At 72.9% G+C, this 20,507-nt stretch carries 8 protein-coding genes; 7 read left to right on the top strand and 1 reads right to left on the bottom strand.

Annotated elements, in window-relative coordinates:
• Positions 1 to 277: 277 nt before the first annotated feature.
• The 7 genes from ACFPQ9_RS42470 to ACFPQ9_RS42440 all read left to right on the top strand — a co-directional run bounded on the left by ACFPQ9_RS42470 (position 278) and on the right by ACFPQ9_RS42440 (position 19,850).
• Positions 278 to 3,688 carry a non-ribosomal peptide synthetase gene (locus tag ACFPQ9_RS42470; protein WP_380865321.1) on the top strand — a complete coding sequence of 1,137 codons (3,411 nt, stop codon included), beginning with the start codon at positions 278 to 280 and terminating at the stop codon, positions 3,686 to 3,688.
• Positions 3,685 to 8,010 carry a type I polyketide synthase gene (locus ACFPQ9_RS42465; protein ID WP_380865319.1) on the top strand — a complete coding sequence of 1,442 codons (4,326 nt, stop codon included), beginning with the start codon at positions 3,685 to 3,687 and terminating at the stop codon, positions 8,008 to 8,010. Before ACFPQ9_RS42470 ends, ACFPQ9_RS42465 begins: the two co-directional genes overlap by 4 nt.
• 2 nt (positions 8,011 to 8,012) lie before the next feature.
• A complete protein-coding gene (locus ACFPQ9_RS42460; RefSeq protein ID WP_380865317.1) occupies positions 8,013 to 14,699 on the top strand; it encodes an SDR family NAD(P)-dependent oxidoreductase in 6,687 nt (2,228 codons plus the stop codon).
• Between the two features lie 228 nt (positions 14,700 to 14,927).
• Complete coding sequence (locus tag ACFPQ9_RS42455; RefSeq protein ID WP_380865314.1) at positions 14,928 to 15,734, top strand: alpha/beta fold hydrolase; 807 nt, start codon at positions 14,928 to 14,930, stop codon at positions 15,732 to 15,734.
• A 144-nt stretch (positions 15,735 to 15,878) separates the two neighbouring features.
• Positions 15,879 to 16,391, top strand: a complete 513-nt coding sequence (locus tag ACFPQ9_RS42450; RefSeq protein WP_465269623.1) for a GNAT family N-acetyltransferase — start codon at positions 15,879 to 15,881, stop codon at positions 16,389 to 16,391.
• Positions 16,392 to 16,401: 10 nt separating this feature from the next.
• Complete coding sequence (locus ACFPQ9_RS42445) at positions 16,402 to 18,087, top strand: ABC transporter ATP-binding protein (protein ID WP_380865309.1); 1,686 nt, start codon at positions 16,402 to 16,404, stop codon at positions 18,085 to 18,087.
• Positions 18,084 to 19,850 carry an ABC transporter ATP-binding protein gene (locus tag ACFPQ9_RS42440; protein WP_380865306.1) on the top strand — a complete coding sequence of 589 codons (1,767 nt, stop codon included), beginning with the start codon at positions 18,084 to 18,086 and terminating at the stop codon, positions 19,848 to 19,850. The genes ACFPQ9_RS42445 and ACFPQ9_RS42440 overlap by 4 nt, the downstream gene beginning before the upstream one ends.
• Before the next feature lie 31 nt (positions 19,851 to 19,881).
• On the opposite strand, the gene ACFPQ9_RS42435 is transcribed toward ACFPQ9_RS42440, so the two are convergent.
• The coding region (locus ACFPQ9_RS42435; RefSeq protein WP_380865303.1) for a phosphopantetheine-binding protein at positions 19,882 to 20,507 on the bottom strand (626 nt) is incomplete at its 5' end.

The raw sequence follows: 20,507 nt of genomic DNA, 5'->3' as shown, positions 1-20,507 counted from the left end.
CCCTCCCATACCCTTCCCGCCCCTACGCGGAAACGTGAGCCTACTTATACCCGTCGATCCCGGGCAAGGCCGCACAGGAAAGCCGAAACCATGGTTGGAGGCGGTAATGGATACCGGAGTTGGACGACGCCCCGATGACGTGCTGCTACGTTCTTTCGAGGCCGATGCAGGCGATTTGCCGCAGCGTCCGCCGAGTTCATTCCCCAGGAAGCGACGGGGTTTTTCAAGGGCGTTCGAAGGAAACTGTCCCGAGCCGAGAAACAGGGGACCCGACGCAGTGACGAGTACCGACGAAGAGATGGAACTCTCCGCCGAGGAACAGCGGCGGGAACTGGCCCGGCTGTTGCTCGCCGAGGCCGGGTTGAACGTACCGGATCCTGCGGTGCGGCCCGGCGACGAAGGTGACGACGACTCAGGGCCGGGACCCCTGTCGTTCGCCGAGCGGCGCATGTGGTTCCTGCGGCAGCTCCGGCCCGACGACATCACGTACAACCTGTGCGGGGGAATGCGGCTCATCGGGGCACTGGACCACACCGCACTGACCCGGGCACTCACCGGGCTCGTGGCCGCACACGACATCCTGCGGACCGTCTACCCGGCCGCCGACGACGGGACGCCGACCCGGCGTGTGCTCCCGCCCGCCGACGTCGCGCTGCCGATGACCAACCTCGGCGAGGTACCGCCGCCGGACCGGGCAGCGGCGGCCGGCCGGGTCATCGAGGAACACGGGCGCCGGCCCTTCAGCCTCGACACCGAACCGCCGATCGGCTTCCGGCTGTTCCGGTTCGCGGCCGACGACCACCTGCTCAGCATGAGCGTCCACCACATCGCCTTCGACGACACCTCCTGGGGGCGGGTGTTCGACGAGCTGGTGGCCCGCTACCGCGACCCCGCTCGGCAGGCCGGCCGTACCGGAGTGCAGTACGCCGCCTTCGCCCGCTGGGAGCAGGACGGCGCCGGCCACGCCCGTGCGGACCAGCTCGCCCACTGGCGAGAGCGGCTGCTGCCCCACCCGGCGGCACTCGCCCTGCCGGCCGACCCGGACCGGCACCCGGGGCCCGCCCCCACCGACGGGGTGCGACGCGACGCCCTCCTGACCCGTGACGACAGCCACGCCCTGCGGACCCTGGCCCGCACCTGCGGCGTCTCCCTCCACACCGTGCTCCTGGCCGCCTACCAGACGCTGCTGCACCGCTGGACCGGCGAGGCCGACATCGCCGTGGGCTCACCCGTCGTCAACCGCAGCCGGGCCGAATTCGAGGACGTCCTCGGCAACTTCGGCAACACCGTGGTGCTCCGCACCGACCTCGGCGGCGACCCCGCCTTCCGGGACCTGCTGCTGCGCACCCGCGACACCTGCGCCGACGCCTTCGCCCACCAGGACGTGCCCTACGACCAGGTGGTCGAGGCCGTACGGCCGGCCGGCGCGGTGGGGCAGGCCGCTCTGTTCGACGCCGTGTTCTCGTTCGTCACCGAAAAGCCGCGCCGGGTGAGCACCCCCACCCTGCTCTTCGAGGAACACCCCCACCACAACGGCTCGGCCCGCTTCCCCCTCGTCGTGGAGGCCCGGGAGACCGACGAGGGCATCGCCCTCGGCCTGACCGCACGCGCCGACCTGTACACCGAACAGGCCGCCGAGCGGATGCTGGGACACCTGGTCACCCTCGTCCGCGCGGCGGCCCTGCGTCCCGGCACACCGCTCAGCGCACTGCCCCTGCTCACGGAGCAGGAGGAACGCCGAGCGCTGACCTCCTGGAGCCGCTCCCACGACGAGCCCGCCGAGACCCGGCCGCTGCACCGGCTCGTGCGGGAACAGGCCCGGCGCCACCCCGGCAGGACCGCGGTCGTCGCCCGTGACGAGACGCTGACCTACGCCGAGTTGGACCGCCGGGCGACCGAACTCGCCGGGCGACTGCGCGCCCTGGGCACCGGCCCGGAGACCGTCGTCGGTGTCCATCTGGAGCGCACCCCGACGCTGGTCGTGACCCTGCTGGCGATCCTCGAGGCCGGCGGCGCGTTCATGCCGCTGGAACCCGCCCTGCCGGCACAGCGCATACAGGCCCTGGTCCGCGACACACGCCCCGTCCTCGTGGTGACCGACGGCCGTGGATCACCGGTCCCCTCCGGCCTCGAAGCGCCTGTCCTCGACCTGTCCGCACCGGCCGGATCCACCCAACGCCCGGCCGCCGCCGCGGCGGGCGTCGACATGGAGAACGCGGCCTACGTCATCCACACCTCCGGCTCCACCGGCGTCCCCAAGGGCGTGATGATCCGGCACCAGGCGATAGCCAACCGCCTCGTGTGGCAGTCCGCCCTGCTGGGCATGACCGCCGAGGACCGTGTCCTGCACAAGGCCCCCATGGGCTTCGACATCTCCGTCAACGAGATCTTCCTCCCGCTCGTCAACGGCGCCCGCCTGGTGCTCGCCGACCCCGGCGGCCACGGCGACGTCGGTCATCTCGCCGAGGTGATCGACCGGGAGGGCGTCACGTTCCTCTACATCGTCGCCTCCATGCTGGACGTCCTGCTGGAACGTGAGGACATCGCGGTCGAGGCACGGTCCATCCGCCATCTGTGGTGCGGCGGCGAAGCCCTCACCCCCGAGCTGTACCGCCGCTTCCGCGCCCGCCTGGATGCGACGATGTACCACGGCTACGGCCCCGCCGAGACCACCATCGGGGTCAGCTGCCGGGTCTTCTCGGAGCGCGCGGACGGCGCCGTCGTCACCATCGGCCGGCCCAACCCGAACGCCCGGATCCACCTCCTCGACGAGGCGATGCGCCCCGTCCCCGTGGGCGTCACCGGCGAGCTGTACATCGGGGGCATGCCCCTGGCCCGCGGATACCTCCACGACCCCCGGCGCACCGCGGAGGCCTTCGTACCGGATCCCTACGCCGACGAGCCCGGTGGCCGGCTCTACCGGACGGGGGACCTCGGCCGCTATCGGACGGACGGCGAGATCGAGTTCGCCGGACGCAGGGACGACCAGGTGAAGCTGCGCGGCTTCCGGATCGAACTGGGCGAGGTGGAGGCCGCTCTCACCGCGCACCCCGCCGTACGGCAGGCCGCCGTCCTCGTACGCGGCGGAGCGCCGGGCGGCGACCGCCTGGCCGCCTGGTGCGTCGCCGAGCAGGACACCGCCCCCACCACGGCGGAGCTGTCCGACTGGCTGGCGGCCCGGTTGCCCCACTACAGCGTGCCCGACGAACTGCACCTGACCCCGGCCCTGCCCCTCACCAGCGCGGGCAAGACCGACCGCAGGGCCCTGCTCGCCCTGCCGTACGAGCCGCGGGGATCCGGCACACCGGCCCTCGATCCCCCCGGCAGCGACCTCGAACGGGAGATAGCCCGCATCTGGGCCGACCTCCTCGGCCGGCCCGAAGTCGGCGTCCGTCAGAACTTCTTCGACCTGGGCGGCAACTCACTCCTGCTCGTCCGGGCGCAGAACCTCTACCGCCGCCTCGGACACGACATCGCGCTGGTCGACCTCTACGACCATCCCACCGTCACCTCCCTCGCCGCCCGGCTGTCGCCCGGCGGCGCGCCCGGCGGAACGGCGGACCTCGGGCTCGCGCGCGAACGGGCCCTGCGGCAGCGCAGGGCGGCGGCACGACGCGCGGCGGACGCCGGCAACACCGCGCGCCGGCGAAACCGTACGGCGGACGACACAGGGCGGCGAGAGGCATGACGGACGACATGGCACACGGAGCGGAGCCGGACTCCATACACGGCGGCGAACACGCCGCGGCAGGATCGCCGGACGACGTCGGGTGGAGCGACATGGACGGCTCGGACGTGGCGATCATCGGCATGGCCGGCCGCTTCCCCGGAGCCCGCGACCTCGACGAGCTGTGGGACAACCTCGCAGCCGGCCGGGAGTCGGTCCTCCCGCTCGACGACGCCGACTACCTGGCGGCCGGCGGGGATCCCGCCCGGCTGGACGACCCCTACCTCGTCAAGGTCGCCTCGGTGGTCGACGGCATCGAGGAGTTCGACGCCGAGTACTTCGGCTACCCGCCCGCGGAGGCCGAACTCCTCGACCCGCAGCAGCGGTTGTTCCTGCAGTGCGCCCATCACACACTCGAACACGCCGGCTACGGCCCGGGCACCGGCACGGGTTCCGTGGGCGTCTACGCGGGCGGTCTGCTCAGCCGCTACTTCCTGGACCACGTCCACCCGCGCCTGCGGGACCAGGACACCGTCGCCCTGCACCACGCCCAACTGGGCAACGTCAACAGCACCCTGGCCACCCGGGTCTCCTACGAACTGGGGCTCACCGGCCCCAGCGTGTCGGTGCAGACCGCCTGCTCCACCTCCCTGGTCGCCGTGCACCTGGCGTGCCAGGACCTGCTCGCCCACCGCTGCGACATGGCCCTGGCCGGCGGCGTCGCCCTCAACCCCGCACTGCGCCAGGGCTACCGGTACGTCAAGGACGGCCCGTTCTCCGAGGACGGCCACTGCCGTCCCTTCGACGCCGCCGCCACCGGGATGATCCCCGGCGAGGGGCTCGGCGCGGTCCTGCTCAAACGCCTGGAGGACGCCCTCGCCGACGGCGACCACATCCACGCCGTCATCAAGGGCAGCGCGGTGAACAACGACGGTGACCGCAAGGTCGGATTCGCCGCCCCCAGCGCCGCCGGGCAGGCGGAGGCGATCGTGACCGCCCTGGCGGTGGCCGGAGTGGACGCGGACACGATCGGGTACGTCGAGGCCCACGGCACGGGCACCCCCGTCGGCGATCCGATCGAGGTCTCCGCCCTCACCCGGGCCTTCGGCCAGACCACCCGACGCACCGGCTTCTGCGCCCTGGGCTCGGTGAAGAGCAACATCGGCCACACCGATGCCGCCGCCGGCGTCGCGGGACTGATCAAGGCGGTCCTGGCGCTGGAGCACCGCACCATTCCCGCGAGCCTGCACTATCGCGACCCCAACCCGCTCCTCGGGCTGGCCGACACCCCGTTCTACGTGCCCGACACCGGCCGGCCCTGGGAAGCCGGCCAAGGGCCGCGCCGGGCCGGCGTCAGCTCGCTGGGCATCGGCGGCACCAACGCGCACGTCGTGCTGGAGGAGGCGCCCCGGCCCGCGCACATCGAGCCGCAGGGCGCGCCCCGGCCGGAAGCGCAGCCATCCCGGGCCGAGTTGCTGACCCTCTCGGCCCGCACCCCCGAGGCCCTCGACACCCTGACCGCCGAGCTGGCCGACCGCCTGCGGGCGCATCCCGGGCTGCCGCTCGGGGACGTGGCCCACACCCTGCGCACCGGCCGGCGCGTCCACCCCTACCGCCGCGGCCTCGTCGCCGGGACCACCGACGAGGCCGGTCGTCTGCTGTCCGGCCTCGACGGAGCCCCCTCCGCCGTGGCGGAAGCCGATCCGCCGGTGGTCTTCCTGCTGCCGGGCGCCGGATCCCAGCACCCGGACATGGGCCGTGGCCTCTACGACAGCGAGCCCGTCTTCCGGCAGGAGATCGACCGGTGCGCGGACATCCTGCGGGAGGTTCTCGAACCCGACCTCAGGGACCTGCTCTACGGCCCCGCCCGGCGGTCCTCGGCCCCCGGCGTCTTTCCCACCCTGCTCGCCACCGAGTACGCCCTGGCCCGGCTGGTGATGTCCTGGGGCATCCGCCCCGCCGCCCTGCTCGGCCACAGCATCGGTGAGTACACGGCCGCGTGCCTGGCCGGAGTGATCTCGCTGGAGGACGTACTCCCCCTGGTGGTCCGCCGTGAGGAACTCTTCGCCCGCGCCGCGGGGGAGGGCGGCATGCTGGGCGTGGACCTCGGCGAGGAGGAGACCCGCGCCCTGCTCACCGACGGCCTGTCGCTGGCCGCCGTCAACGGACCGCGGTCCTGTGTCCTCGCCGGGCGGCGGGACGAACTCGACGACGTCGAGCGCCGGCTGCTGCGCAGCGGAGTGCCGCACCGCAGGATCCGCTTCGGGGCGGCGGCCCACTCCTCCCTGCTGGACCCGGTCCTCGGCAGCTACGAGGCGGCCCTGTCCGCCGTACCGCTCCGGGTGCCGCGGATTCCCTACGTCTCCAATCTGACCGGCACCTGGGTCACGCCCGAACAGGCCACCTCACCCGCCTCCTGGGCGCGGCACACGAGAGAGACCGTCCGCTTCGGGGACGGTCTGAAGACCCTCCTCGCCGACGGCAGGCCGATCGTCCTGGAAGTGGGGCCCGGACGCGCCCTGACCGGACTCGTGCGCGCCCAGGCCGAACCCGGCACCCGCGTCCTGCCCGCCATGCGCCACCCCCGGGCCCAGGAACCCGACGGCCGTGCCCTCCTCGACACGGTGGGGAGGCTGTGGACCTACGGCGTCGACGTGGAACTGCCCGCCCTGACCACACGCGGCCCGGCCCGGCGTGTGCCCCTGCCCGGCTACCCGTTCGCACGGCACCGCCACTGGATCGAACCTCACCGGCCGTCCGGCACGCCGGCGCCCGCCGCCCCGCGCCAGGCCCGCGGCCCCTTCCCGGTGGCCCTGTCGGCCGAACTGCCCCGCATGGCACAGGACAGGGAGCGACTGCACGCCGAGTACGCGGCCCGCCGGCTTCCCCGGCGGCTCAGTGACCTCCTGGACCGGCTGGCCGTGGCCCATGTCCGCGCCGTACTGCGCGAGGCGGGCGTCGACACCGCCGCCGGCACCGTCGTCGAGCCGGACGCCGTGCACCGGGCCTTCAGGACCGTCCCCGCCTACCGGCGGTTCCTGGACGCCCTGCTCGGGCTGCTCGTCGAGGACGGCATCCTGGCCGCCGACGGCACTCGGCTGCGCTTCACCGACGCGGTGAACGAGGTGCCGGAACCGTCGGCCGTCACCCGCGAGATCCTGGACGCCTTCCCGGACGAGGCCGACGACATCGCCTTCCTCGAACACTGCGTACGCCACTACCGGCAGGTCCTCGACGGCACCGTGGCGGGGACCGAGGTACTGCTCCCGGACGGCACCGACGACCGCCAGCGCGCCCTCATCGACCGCCGCCTCGCCTACAGCGACATCCCGCTCCACCGCCGTCTCGTCGCCGAGACCGTGGCCCGGCTCGTGGCCGAGGCACGCCCGCGCCCCGTCCGGATCCTGGAGATCGGAGCCGGACGCGGCTACCTCACCTGGAGCGTCACCGAGGAACTGCGCCCCCTGCCCGGAGTCGAGTACCACTTCACCGACCTCGGCCGGTCCTTCGTGCTCGACGGCCAGCGCCGGGCGCGCGAGAAGGCGCTTCAGGGCATGGAGTTCGGAGTCCTCGACATCACCCGTGACCCCTCCGAACAGGGCTATCCGCCGGGCGAGTTCGACCTCGTGCTCGCCTTCAACGTCCTGCACGCCACACCGGACGTGCGCCGGGCCGTGCACAACGCCGGGTCCCTGCTGGTGCCGGACGGGATCCTCGTCCTGCTGGAGGCGACGCGCCAGCAGCGCTGGTCACTGATGACGACCGGCCTCTACGAGGGCTGGTGGTACTACGACGACGATCTGCGAGAGCACTCGCCGCTCCTCGACACCGCCCGGTGGAGCCGTGTCCTGACCGACGAGGGCTTCGCCGACGTGACCGCGTTCACCGGTGCCCAGGGGGAGGAGGAGCCGGACCACACGCTCGTCGTCGCCCGACGCGCCGCGGCGCCCACCGCCGGCACCCCGGCCCGGCCCACCGCCGCACCCACCGGACGTTCCTTCAACCGCCGGCCGGACCTCACCGTGCCCTACGCACCCCCCGGTACGGCCCGCGAGAAGGAGGTCGCCGGGATCTGGGAGAACGTCCTCGGCATCGACGGCATCGGGGTCAACGACAACTTCTTCGACCTCGGCGGCGAATCCCTGCTCGCCATGCAGCTGGTCGCACGGCTGCGGGACGCCGTCGGCATCGACCTGCCGATGCGCAGGATCTTCGACGCCCCGACCGTGGCCGAGCTGATCCCCCTGCTCGACGCGGGTGCTCCGGCCGGCACCCCCCGCATCCGTCCCAGTTCCCGCCGCGCCCGTGCCGCCCGACCCACCCGCGACGACGGAACGGAGTAGACGTGTCCACAGCAGAGCACGGCCGGCCCGCAGGAGCCGGCCAGGACGCCCCGCCGTCCGACGGCGAACTGCGCTTCCCCGCCTCCTACGCCCAGCGGCGCATGTGGTTCTTCCACCGCCTGGAGCGCGGCAACCCGTACTACAACATCCCGCTCTGTCTGCGCCTGACCGGCGACGTCGACCACAAAGCTCTGCGCGCGGCCCTGAACCAGGTGGTGGCACGGCACGAGATCCTGCGCACCACGTTCACCGCGCAGGACGGCGATCCCGTCCAGGTCGTGGCCGAGAAGGGCACGGTCGACCTGGAGACCGCCACGCTCCCGGCCGACCGGGAGCTGGAGAGGGCCCAGGAGTGGGTGGCCGGCCCCTTCGACCTGGAACGGGGGCCGCTGCTGCGGGCGATGCTGCTCACCACGGCACCCGACCGCCATCTGCTGCTGCTCTGTCTGCACCACATCGTCACCGACGGCTGGTCGTTGAACGTGCTCACGCGCGAACTGGCGGCCTTCTACCGCGAGCGGCTGACCGGCGAGCCGACCGGGCTCGGGCCCCTGGAGATCCAGTACGCGGACTTCGCCGAATGGCAGAGCGCCCGGCTCGACGGCGGCGAGCTGGACCGGTTGCTGTCGTACTGGCGCGAGCGCCTGCACGGCGACCTGCCCGTGCTGCGGCTGCCCACGGACCGACCTCACCCCCCGGCCCAGACATTTCGCGGCGCCCGTGTCGACTTCGACCTGCCGGACACCCTGGCCGCGGACCTGCGCGACACCGCCCGGAGGCACGGCGCGACCCTCTTCATGACGCTCCTGGCGGGCGTGACGGCGCTGCTGCACCGCTACTCCGGCCAGGACGACATCCTGATCGGCTCCCCCGTCGCGGGCCGGGACCAGGCCGAGACGGAAGCCCTGCTCGGTCTGTTCGTCAACACGCTGCCCCTGCGCTGCGACCTGTCGGGCGCCCCCTCCTTCACCGAACTGCTGGAACGCACCCGGCGGATGTGCACCGAGGCCTACTCCCACCAGGACGTGCCCCTGGACAAACTCGTCGAGGACCTCCAACCGGAGCGGGACCCGGGCCGCAACCCCCTCTTCCAGACGCTGTTCGCGCTGCAGAACCCGCCCCGCCTGGAGTTCACCCTGCCCGGCGCCGAACTCACGGCCGAGGCGCTGCCCCGCCAGTCCACCCGGTTCGACCTGGAGTTCCACCTGTGGGAGGACGGTGACCGGCTGCACGGAGCGGTCGTGCACAGCACCGACCTCTTCGATCAGTCCACCGTCCGCCTCCTCACCGTCCATCTGCGCCGCCTGCTCACCGAAGCGGTCCGCACCCCCGAAAGCCCGGTGACGGAGCTGGCGTTGGACGACCCTGCCGCGGACGTCTCCCCGGGCCGGCAGGTGCGCGATCCGCACGCCACGATCCCCACCGCGCTCGCCGCACAGGCGCGCCGTACGCCCGGGGCCACGGCCGTGGCCGGCCCCGACGGCACCTTGCTCGACCACACCCGACTCGCTCGGGATGTCGCCCGGGCGGCCCGCAGGCTGCACGAACGGGGCGTCGGACCGGGCCGGCGAGTCGCCCTCGCGCTGCCGCCCGGGACGGAGTCGACGGTGGCCACGCTGGCCCTGCTCACGCTGGGCGCGGTCTGTGTGCCGGTGGACCCGGCGCTGCCGGCCGGGCCGGCGCGGAGCTGGATGGCGGAGGCCGGTGTCGACGCCGCGCTCACCGATCCCCGGTCCGTCCCGGCGGACACGCCACCCCAGGCCGTGGAACTGTTGGACGTCCGCGACATCACCGACCAGGCCGGGGGCCCCGGCACCGGAGACCCGACCGAGACGCCCGTGCCGCTCCCGCGCGGCGAGGACGCGGCGTTCGTCGTCCCGGGTGCCGACGGGCCGGTGGTCCTGCGCCACGCCGAGCTGTGCGACACCGTGGACTGGCTGCAGGACCGCACCCCGCTCGGTCCGGACGACGTGGTCCTGCAGCGCGGTACGGCGCCGCACATGCTGTCCGTCCAGGCACTGCTGTGGCCCCTGCTGAGCGGTGCCGCGGTCTGCCCGGCGCGGATTCCCGACCGGGCGGCACTGGGCGCGTTCGTCGACGCCCACGGGGTCACCGTCGCGCCGGTGACCCCCACCGAGCTGGCGGCGCTCGTCGAGCACACCGCATCGACCGGCCGACGGCCGGACCGCCTGCGTCTGGTGCTCACGGACGGCGGCCGCCTCACCGCGACCCTCGCCGACCGCTTCCACCAGGTGTGCGGCGCCGAACTTCACCGGCTGTGGTCGCTGCCCGAGGCCGGCGGCATCGTCGCGGCCCTGCGCAGCGCCCCCGGAACGCCCGGCGGCCTCACCGCCGCCCAGGACGGCAACCGGCGCGTCACCGTCACCGACGCCCACGGCCGCCGCCGGCCCGACGGCATTCCCGGCAGGCTCGGCCTGAGCGGTCCGGGAGATCCGGTCCGGCGGCCCACCGGGTGGCACGGCCGGCGCCTCGCCGACGGCCGGCTCGTGATCGCCGACGATCCCGACCGGATCCGTCTCGACGGGTACGACGTCAGCAGGGCCGACGTCGAGTGCGCCGTCCTCACGGACGACTCCGTGCACGCCTGCGCGGTCCTGCCCCGCACCACCTCGGACGGCGTCGAGGAACTCGTCGCGTACGTCGTGCCCGCCGGTGCCGTCAACCTGCGGCGGGTCAGGGAACGGGCGGCGGCGGCACTGCCCGCGCCGCTGGTGCCCCGCACCTTCAGCGCGGTGACCACCCTGCCGCACGACCGCACCGGCCGGCTCCACGTCGCCGGCCTCGCCGCACTGCCCGTACCGGACGAGGACCTGGCCCGTCGCTGGGAGCGGGAACTGCCCGGCGCCGCGGTGATCGTCGAGGACGACGGCCCGGAACAGGAAGAGGAACGCGTCCATGTGAACACCGCCGCGGCGGCGGACCGCCCCGCACGGGACACCACCACCGGCACCCACCCGGAACCGGCCGGCCCAGCCGACCGCGTCCCGGCGCTCTCCGGTGGCGCGCCCGCCCCGGAACCGACCGTGCGCACCCTGCCGGAGGCGCTGCGGCGCGCGGCCACGAGCACCGGCGGCGGTGTGCTCCTGGTCGGTCGCCACGGCGAACCGCGCTCCTCGGGCTACGCCGAACTCGCCACCGAGGCCGCGAGAGTCCTGCGCGGACTGCGCGCCCTCGGCCTCGCGCCCGGGGACCGGCTGCTCCTGCAGTGCCCCGACAACCACGACTTCCTCGTCGCCTTCTGGGCCGCGCTCCTCGGCGGTTTCGTGCCCGTTCCGCTGGCACCCGCCCCCGACTACACCCAGGACGACGCCGCCGTCGACCGCGTGGTCACCGCCTTCGAGTTGCTCGGACGGCCACCGGTGCTGACCGACGCGGTCACCGCCGGGCACCTGCGCGCCCTCGGCGAACGCCGCGGCCTGCACGAGTCGCTGCGGCTCGGGATCCTGGACGAACTGCGCCGAGGCGAACCGGACCTCGCCCCGCACACCGCCGAACCCGACGACACCGCGCTGCTGCTCCTCACCTCCGGCAGCACCGGAACGCCCAAGATGGTGCCGCTGCGCCACCGCAACATCCTGGCCCGATGCGCGGCCACCGCCCGGGCCAACGGCTTCGGCTCCCAGGACGTCACCTTCAACTGGATGCCGCTCGATCACGTCGGTGGTGTCGTCATGTTCCATGTGCGCGACGTGTATCTGATGTGCCATCAGATACATGCTCCCACCCAGTGGATCCTGGAGGACCCGCTGCGCTGGCTGGAGGCCGTCCACCGGCACCGGGTCACCCTCACCTGGGCGCCCAACTTCGCCTTCGGACTGGTGAACGACCGTGCCGCCGAGGCCCTGGAACGCGGCTGGGACCTCTCCTGCCTGCGGTTCATCCAGAACGCGGGGGAGGCGATCATGCCCCGGGTGGCCCGCCGCTTCCTCCAGTCCCTGCGTCCGCTCGGCCTGCCGGAGACCGCCATGCGCCCGTCCTGGGGCATGTCGGAGACGTCCTCGGCGGTCACCTACTCGGACGCCTTCACCCTCGCGACGACCGGCGACACCGACCCGTTCACCGACGTGGGGCGCCCGCTCCCGGGAACCACGCTGCGCATCGCGGACGACGCCGGCCGGACCGTGCCCGAAGGGGTCGTGGGCCGGCTGCAGGTCAAGGGGCCCACCGTCATCTCCGGCTACCACGCGAACGACGCGGAGAACCGCGCCTCGTTCACCGACGAGGGCTGGTTCGAGACCGGGGACCTCGGCGTTCTGAACGACGGCTCGCTCACCATCACGGGCCGGGCCAAGGACGTGCTGATCGTCAACGGCGTCAATCACTACTGCCACGAGATCGAGTCGGTGGCCGAGGAACTGCCCGCCGTGGAGAACTCCTTCACCGCCGCCTGTGCCGTACGGGAGCCCGGGGGCTCGGGCGAGGCCCTGGCCCTGTTCGTGCACCTGCGGCCGGAGGCGGACCTGGCGGGCACCCTGCGGCAGATCAGGGCCCGGATCGTCGGCCGTACCGGCCTCAACCCCCGCCATGTGCTGCCCGTGCGGCGCGACGACATCCCCAAGACCGAGATCGGCAAGATCCAGCGCGCTCGGCTCCGAGAGCGTTTCCACGCGGGCGACTTCGACGACCTGGTGGCGCGCACGGACCTGCTCCTGGGCAACGAGCGGACCCTGCCCAACTGGTTCCACGAACGTGTCTGGCGGCCCGCCCTGCCCATGCCTGCTCCCGCCGTCCGGGCCGGCAGCCCCGTCCTCGTCCTGTCCGACGGGCTCGGACTCGCCGACGCCGTGCTGTCCCGGCTGACCGCACAGGGCCGGCGCTGCGTTCGGGTGGATCCGGGTGAGCGGTACGCGCGCGTGGCAGACGGCCACTACACGATGGGCGGGGACCGCCGCGAGGATCACGAGCGGCTCCTCGACGCCCTGGCCGACGAAGGCGTCACGGTGGAAGAGATCGTCGACCTCACCACCTGCGCGCCCCCGGCCGGCCCGGACCCCGACCCGGTCACGGCCGAGACCGCCGCCCTGGTCCACCTCATGCAGGCCGTCGCCGCCCGGCGCGGAGCCGAACAGCGGCTGACACTCCGGGTGTTCGGCCGGCACACCCAGCAGATCACCGACGACGAAACCGTCGACCGCGGGCGCGCCGCGCGACTGGCACTGCTGATCGGCCTGGCCCAGGAAGTCCCCTGGCTGCACTTCTCCCATCTGGACCTCCCGGACGCGCCGGTCGACGAGCAACTGCCCCACGTCCTCGCCGAGTTCGGTGCCCGCCGGGGGGAACCGGAGGCCGCCGTACGCGAGGGCCGGAGACTGGTGCCCCGGCTCGCCCTGCTGCCGGCCGCCCCCCGGGCGGCCGCGCCGCTCCCACGGGAGGCCCTGTACGTCGTCACCGGCGGTCTCGGCGGCATCGGGGCGGAGATCTGCGCGCACCTGCTGGACGCCTTCGACGCCCGCCTGCTCGTCCTCGGACGCACCGAACTGCCCCCCGAGGAGGAGTGGGACGCCCACGTCGCGGCCGGCGGCCCCGCCACCGACCGTCTGCGTACCTACCGTTCGCTGCGCGGCCGCAGCGAGCACGTCCTGTACGCCGCCGCGGACGTCTGCGACGAGAAGCAGGTACGGGCGGCGCTGGGGCAGGCCCGCGATCGCTTCGGCCTCGCCCCGGCGGTCGTACTCCACCTGGCCGGGGCGTTCCGCCAGACGGCGTTCCTCGACCAGACGGTGACCGAACTGGCCGAAGTGATGGCGCCCAAGACCACCGGGACCCGGATACTGCTCGACTGCCTCGACGACGCGCCGGAGACGGCCTTCATCGGCTTCTCCTCCGTCAACGGCACGTTCAGCGGCGCGATGGCCGGCGCCTACGCGGCGGCCAACGCCCAGCTCGACGCCCTGGTGCGCGACCGGTACCGGGAACGGCGAGGACACGTCCGCAGCCTCGCCTGGAGCCAGTGGGAGGACACGGGCATGAGCCGCGGGCCGGGACTCGACGCGTCCAGCAGGGCCCGCGGATACCGTCCGGCCGGCTGCTCGGAGGGAGTGCGGTCCTTCCTCCACGCCCTGCGCCACGACCGGCCCCACGTCCTCATCGGCCTCGACCCGGCCAAGCCGTGGATCCGTGGTCTCCTCGACGCCCCGGCCCGCCCGGTGGAGCGGCTGACGGCCTATCTGGAGTCCGGCTCCGGCACCTCACCGGGATCCGCGCCGGCCACACTGCCCGACCGCTACGGCACTCCGGCGGGCTGCCGGCAGGTCCGGCTGGACGTCCTGCCGCGCACGGAGGCCGGCGAGGTGGACCGAGCCGTGCTCCGCCGGGCCGACCGTCCTCGCGGCGGCGAGCAGCCGGCCGGCGAGACCCAGCGTCTGGTCACCCGGGTGTGGCGGGAGGTGCTGGCCCTGGACCGGGTCGCTCCCGACGAGAACTTCTTCGAACTGGGGGGCCACTCCCTGCAGATGGCCCGCGTGCACAGCCTGCTGGAGGAGGCGTTGCGGCAGGAGTTCTCCATGATCGACCTCTTCCGCCATCCGACCGTGGCCTCGCTCGCCGTGTTCCTCGACGGCCTGGCGGGACACGGCGGTGCTCCGGCGGGCCCGGCGGCCCCGGACACGGGCCGCGATCGGGCGGGGCGCCGACGGGCGGCACGAGCCCGCGGACGCCGCCCGCACTGACGGATGACCTGCAAGCGGCCGACCGTCATGTGCGTCCCGCGGGCTGCACCAGGTCGGCCAAATGCCTTTGGTTTTCGGCCACATGACCGAAGGGCGTGCCGTCATCCGATCTTCGGGACCGGTCACGCTGTTAGCATTCCGGCGATCTTGTCAGTGAAGAAGTGGCCGCAGATCGACAGGACGCCCGGAATATCGGCGGGGTTCGGCACGGCATACGGGGTGGATCACATGGCGTGGATGCATGCGAACGGAATACGTCTGCACTACGACGTGCACGGCACCGGGGATCCCGTCGTCATGGTGATGGGAAGCGCGGCCAAAGGCCACGTGTGGAACGAGTACCAAATCCCCGCACTGACCGAGAACGGATTCCGGGCCGTCACCTTCGACCACCGCGGACTGCCGCCGACCGATGAGTGCGTCGAGGGCTTCACCTTCGACGACCTGGTCCGGGACACCGTGTCGCTCGTCGAAGAACTGGGCCTGGGCCCCGTGCGCCTCGTGGGCACCTCACTGGGTGCCCGGATCTGCCAGGAACTGATGCTCACCCGGCCCGACCTGGTGAGCGGCGCGGTCCTGATGGCCACCCGGGGCCGGGCCGACGTGATGGGCCTGGCCATGGCGGCCGCCGAGAAGGAACTCCACGACTCCGGGATGCGGCCACCGCCCCGATACGCCGCCATGGTCAGGGCACTGCAGAACCTGTCTCCCGCCACACTCGCCCAGCCCGGTCCGGCGAGCGACTGGCTGGACATTCTCGCCATGGGAGCGCCCCCGGGGCGCGGGGCCCGCACGCATATGGAGTTCGCCGAAATGCCGGACAGGCTCCCCGCCTACCGGGACATTCAACGGCCCTGCCTCGTCATCGCTTTCGCGGACGACCGGATCAACCCGCCCCATCTCGGCCGCGAGGTCGCCAAATCCATTCCGCGAGCGGAGTTCGAAGTGATCGAGGACTGTGGTCACTACGGATACCTGGAGGCCCCGGACCAGGTGAACGAACGCATCATCCAGTTTCTCAGGAAGGGCGTCTGAAGCCTTCGCGCGACGCATGTGATCGGGCAGATTCGACGAGGAGACGGACAGGCCATGAAACCCCCCACGCTCGAATTACCCGCTCCGTGGTCCGCCCACCGTCTGACGGGGAGTCCGGACGAAGGAGCCTCCCTGTCCCACTGGATGAACCAGCCGTATCTCAGAGAAACCTGGGACCAGGGGTGGCCGCCCGAGCGCTGGACGGCGGAGCTGCGCCGGCACCGGGCGCAGGGACACACCCACCCCTTCCTCATCCGCCACGAGCGGCGGGAATTCGCCTACATCGAGGTGTACCGGCTGCTCGACTCACCGATCGCCCCCTTCTACCGGTGGACCCCTGACGACCTCGGATTCCACATCGCCGTCCTCAACCCCGGTCTCACGGGCCGAGGGCTGGGTGTCACGTTCGTGAAGCACATGAGAGAGGCGCTCTTTCGCCAGTACCCGGGCATGCGCCACCTGGCCGGCGAGCCGGAGGTGACCAACCACCCCTGCCGCAAGATGCTCGAACGGGTCGGCCTGCGGCAGTTCAAGATCGTCGAACTGCCCCACAAGAAAGCCGCCCTGTACATAGGCGACCGTCCCGGTGACACCGGCACCGGGACCGCGACACCCCGGCACCGGGAGAGCGAAGCGCTCCACTCGGCCGAGGTTTAGGAGCCCCGCGTTGGCTCGCGCCGGGTCCGGCTTCCGTGGCGTCCTGCGCGCCGGCTTCGAGGGCCGCTCACGTGCTCTCCTCGCCAGTACCCTGCTGATGACGCTCCACCAGGCATCCGGGATCCTCATCCCGCTGACGGTGGGCAAGGCCCTCGACTCGGGCATGGGCGGCGCCTGGGAAGAGGTCGCGCGCTGGTCCGCCGTCATCTGCCTCGTCTTCGCCGTCATGGCGGTCTCCGGCGCGATGGGCAGCCGGATGAGCTATGCCGCCGAACTGACGACCACCCACTCGGGCCGGACCAATGTGGTCCGCCGCGTGCTGTCCCCCTACGGGTTCGCGGAACCCGCGCCCCGCCCGGGAGAGCTCGCCGCACTCGCCCTCATGGACACTCAGCAGGCGGCCGCGGTATGGACGGTGGCCGGCATCGTCGTTCCCGCCCTGCTGTCGATGCTCATCGGCTTCGTCGCCCTGGCGCTGGTCTCCCTGCCGTTGGCCGCGGTCATGGCCGTCGGCGCCCTGCTCACCCTCGCTCTCTCCCGGGAGCTGGCCCGCAGACTCGGCGACCGGGTCGACGACGAACGCGACGGCGCGCTGGACGCCGGAGCCCACATCGAGGACATGCTCTCCGGGCTCCGTACCCTCAAGGGCATCAATGCCGAGACCGCTGCCGTCGAGCGCTACCGCAAGCTGAACGAACGGGCCGTCCGGTCCAGGGTCGCGGCCGTTCACTGGGAGAGCCGGCTGCGCGCCGCCAACTCGGCCGCATCCGGGCTGGTGCTGGTGGCGGTCATCTGGATCAGCGGCAGCGCCGCGCTGTCGGGCCACATGACCGTGGGACAGCTCGTGGGCGCCTTCGGACTGGCGCAGGGCATCGCCGTCGCACTGGACCGGGTGGCGACGATGGCGTCGACGGCGACCCGCGCCGCGTCCTCCCACCGGCGCCTCGCCGCACTGCACGACGCACCCCCGGCCGTGCGCGAGACGACCGACCGTGCCCTGCCCGCGCCCGCCGGAGACCTGCGCCTGACCCACGTGCGCGCCGGTTCGCTCCGGGACGTCAGCCTGTGGATACCGGCGGGCGCCTGCGTCGGGATCGTGGCCACCGACGAGCAGGACAGCGGCGCCCTCCTGTCCCTCCTGGCACGAGAAGGCCCGTACACCGGGACCGTCGCCGTCGACGGGATGGACCTCATGGACGCGAGCATCGCCTCCGTGCGCCGCGCGGTGGCGGTCAGCCGGCACGACGCGGAACTGTTCCCCGGCACCGTACGGGCCAACATCGCGCCCGGCCCGGATGCGGCGGAGACCGTGGACACCGTCGTCACCGCGGCCGCGGTGGACGACGTCGTCAGCGCCCTGCCCTCCGGTCTGGACACGGCCGTGACCGAGCGGGGGCGTTCGCTGTCCGGCGGCCAGCGCCAGCGGGTCGTCCTCGCGCGTGCCCTGGCGACCGGGGCACCCGTCCTGGTGCTCGCGGATCCGCTCAGCGCCACGGACGCGGTGACCGAGCACCGGGTGGCACGGGGCATCCGGCAGGTCCGCGCGGGACGCACGACGCTCCTGCTGACCAGCAGTCCGGCGCTGCTCTCCATGTGCGACCGGGTCGTTCTGCTCGAAGGGGGAACCGTGGCGGGCACCGGAACACACGCCCAGCTCGCGAAGGACCCGCGCTATGCGCGCGTGGTGTTCTCATGAGCACGCCCACCCTCCCGGTGGCGACACCGGGACAGACCTGGCGGACCGTACGGACCCAACTGCGCGGCAGGGGGAAGACCCTCGCGTGGGCTGTCGTCGGTCTGGTCGCCGGTGCGACGGCGGCCACGGTGACGCCGCTGCTCGTCGGACGCATCGTCGACATCGTCACGGCCGGCGGCACACCGGGACAGCTGGGCGTCGCCGCCCTCGCGGCCGCCGCCGCCACCGGGCTCGGCGCCGCCATGACCGCCGTGGGAGCCGGCCGTACCGCGGTGCTGTGCGAGTCCGTACTCGGGTCCCTGCGCGGGCGACTGGTCGAACGGGTCGCCGCACTCTCCCTGGAACAGGTGGAGCGAGCCGGACGCGGTGTGCTGCTGCAGCGCACCGTCGGAGACGTCGCTGTCGCGTCGCACGTGGCCCGGGGCGCCCTGCCCGCCTTCGTCTCCTCGGTCCTGACCATCCTGCTGACCGCGGTGGGACTGCTCGCACTGGACTGGCGGCTCGCCCTGGCGGGGATGCTCCCACTGCCCGTCTGGCTACTGGCGACGAGGAGTTACCTGCGCCGGTCGGCACCTCAGTATGCGGACGAACGGACGGCGGAGGAGGAGCTGACCCAGTCGCTCCTGGCCGGGGTCTCCGGCGCCCGGACCATCCGTTCCCTGCGCCTCGAGGGCCCGCACGGCGACGACATCGACCGCCGGTCCCGAGGCTGGGCGACGGCGGCGCTGACGGCCTGCGTGACACGGGTCCGTTTCTCACTCCGGCTGAACGCCGCCGAACTCCTGGGCCTGCTCGCCGTCTTCGGCATGGCCTCCCACCTGGTGCGGACGCAGGCCGTGTCGCTCGGTGCCGCGTCAGCCGCCGTCCTGCTCCTCCTCCGGCTCTTCGAACCCGTCAGCACCCTGCTGTACCTGCTGGACGAGGTCCAGGCCGCGATGGCCGCGCTGTCGCGGCTGGCCGGTGTCGTGGCCCTGGCGGAGCCCGCCGACCGCGGTGTGCCGAAGCCACCGCGCGACGGCGGAATCACCCTCCGGGGCGTCGGCTTCGGGTACACCGGACAGGACGTCCTGCACGACGTGGAGTTCACCGTCCCGCCCGGAGCACGGGTCGCCGTCGTCGGCCCGAGCGGAGCGGGCAAGTCGACGGTGGCCGGCCTCGTCACCGGCATCCGTGTCCCCGGCCGCGGGGCGATCACCGTCGGCGGAGTGCCGGCCTCCTCGCTCGACCGGCGGAGCACCGGCCTCGTCACCCAGGAGAACCACGTCTTCTCGGGGACGCTCATGGACAACCTCCTGCTCGCCCGTCCCGACGCCTCCGAGTCCGCACTCACCGACGCCCTGTCCCGGGTCGGCGCCCTCACCTGGGCCACGGCGCTGCCCTCAGGGCTCCGGACGCCGGTGGGAGCCGGCGGACACGCCCTGTCCACCGGCCGGGCACAGCAGCTCGCGCTGGCACGCCTCGTCCTCGCGGACCCCCTGGTGGCCGTGCTCGACGAACCGGCCGCCGAGAGCTACGGCGGCGACCGGTCCGCCATGAACGCCGCGATCGACGCCGCCCTGCGGGGCCGTACCGGCATCGTCATCGCCCATCACCTCACCGAGGCCAGGGCCGCTGACCGGATCGTGGTGCTCGACGCCGGCCGTGTGGTCGAGCAGGGCACCCACGAGGAACTGCTCTCGGCGGGAGGGCTCTACGCCGACCTGTGGTCCTCCTGGGCCACCGCCAACGTGCCGGCGGGGGCGGACGACAGCCTGGTCCCATAGGTCCCGGGCCTGCCGCCGCCCCCCTTGCCCGTCAACCGACGGGGGAGGCCGACGCGTCCTCGGACTCCGCCGTCCGCATGCGTTCCTCGACCACGCCCGCGAGGCCGGCCACCGTCGACTGCCGCATCAGGACCCGCACGGGGACACGAACGTCGAGTCGGTCGCGGATGGTGTTGATCAGTCGCATGGCGGTGAGGGAGTGGCCGCCGAGGTCGAAGAAGTTGTCGTCGTCGGTGATGTCGCGTCGGTGGAGTACTTCCTCGAAGATGCCGCGGACGGTCGCGAGGGTGCGGTCGGAGGCGGCGGGTGCGGTGGGAGTGGTGGGTTGAGCGGTGGGTGTGCGGGGGCCGCCGGTGGGGTGGATGACGGGTGGGTCGCCGTCGGCCGTGCGGTCGAGGAGTTCTTCCATGCGGTCCAGCAGCCGCTCCACCGTGGCGCGCTCGAACAGGCTGGCCGTGAACTGCGTGTTGAGGATCATGCCCTGCCCGTCGAGCTCCTCGCTGAAGGCGAAAGCCAGGTCGAAGACCGCGTCTTCGGTGGCGACGGGGAAATAGGACGCCCGGGTTGTTCCGATATGGGGGGTGAGTTGGGTGTGGTACTGCTGGGCGAGCATGACTTGGAAGAGGGGGTTGCGGCTGGGGTGGCGTGGGGGGTTGA

This window comes from Streptomyces coerulescens (genome assembly GCF_042657965.1).
Classification (GTDB): Bacteria; Actinomycetota; Actinomycetes; order Streptomycetales; family Streptomycetaceae; genus Streptomyces; species Streptomyces coerulescens.
This window is presented reverse-complemented; position numbering and strand designations above follow the sequence as displayed.

Bases quoted from the DNA above. Each gene is read 5' to 3' on its own strand.
- ACFPQ9_RS42465 (WP_380865319.1), top strand. From the start codon at position 3,685: ATGACGGACGACATGGCACACGGAGCGGAGCCGGACTCCATACACGGC.
- ACFPQ9_RS42455 (WP_380865314.1), top strand. From the start codon at position 14,928: ATGGCGTGGATGCATGCGAACGGAATACGTCTGCACTACGACGTGCAC.
- ACFPQ9_RS42450 (WP_465269623.1), top strand. From the start codon at position 15,879: ATGAACCAGCCGTATCTCAGAGAAACCTGGGACCAGGGGTGGCCGCCC.
- ACFPQ9_RS42440 (WP_380865306.1), top strand. From the start codon at position 18,084: ATGAGCACGCCCACCCTCCCGGTGGCGACACCGGGACAGACCTGGCGG.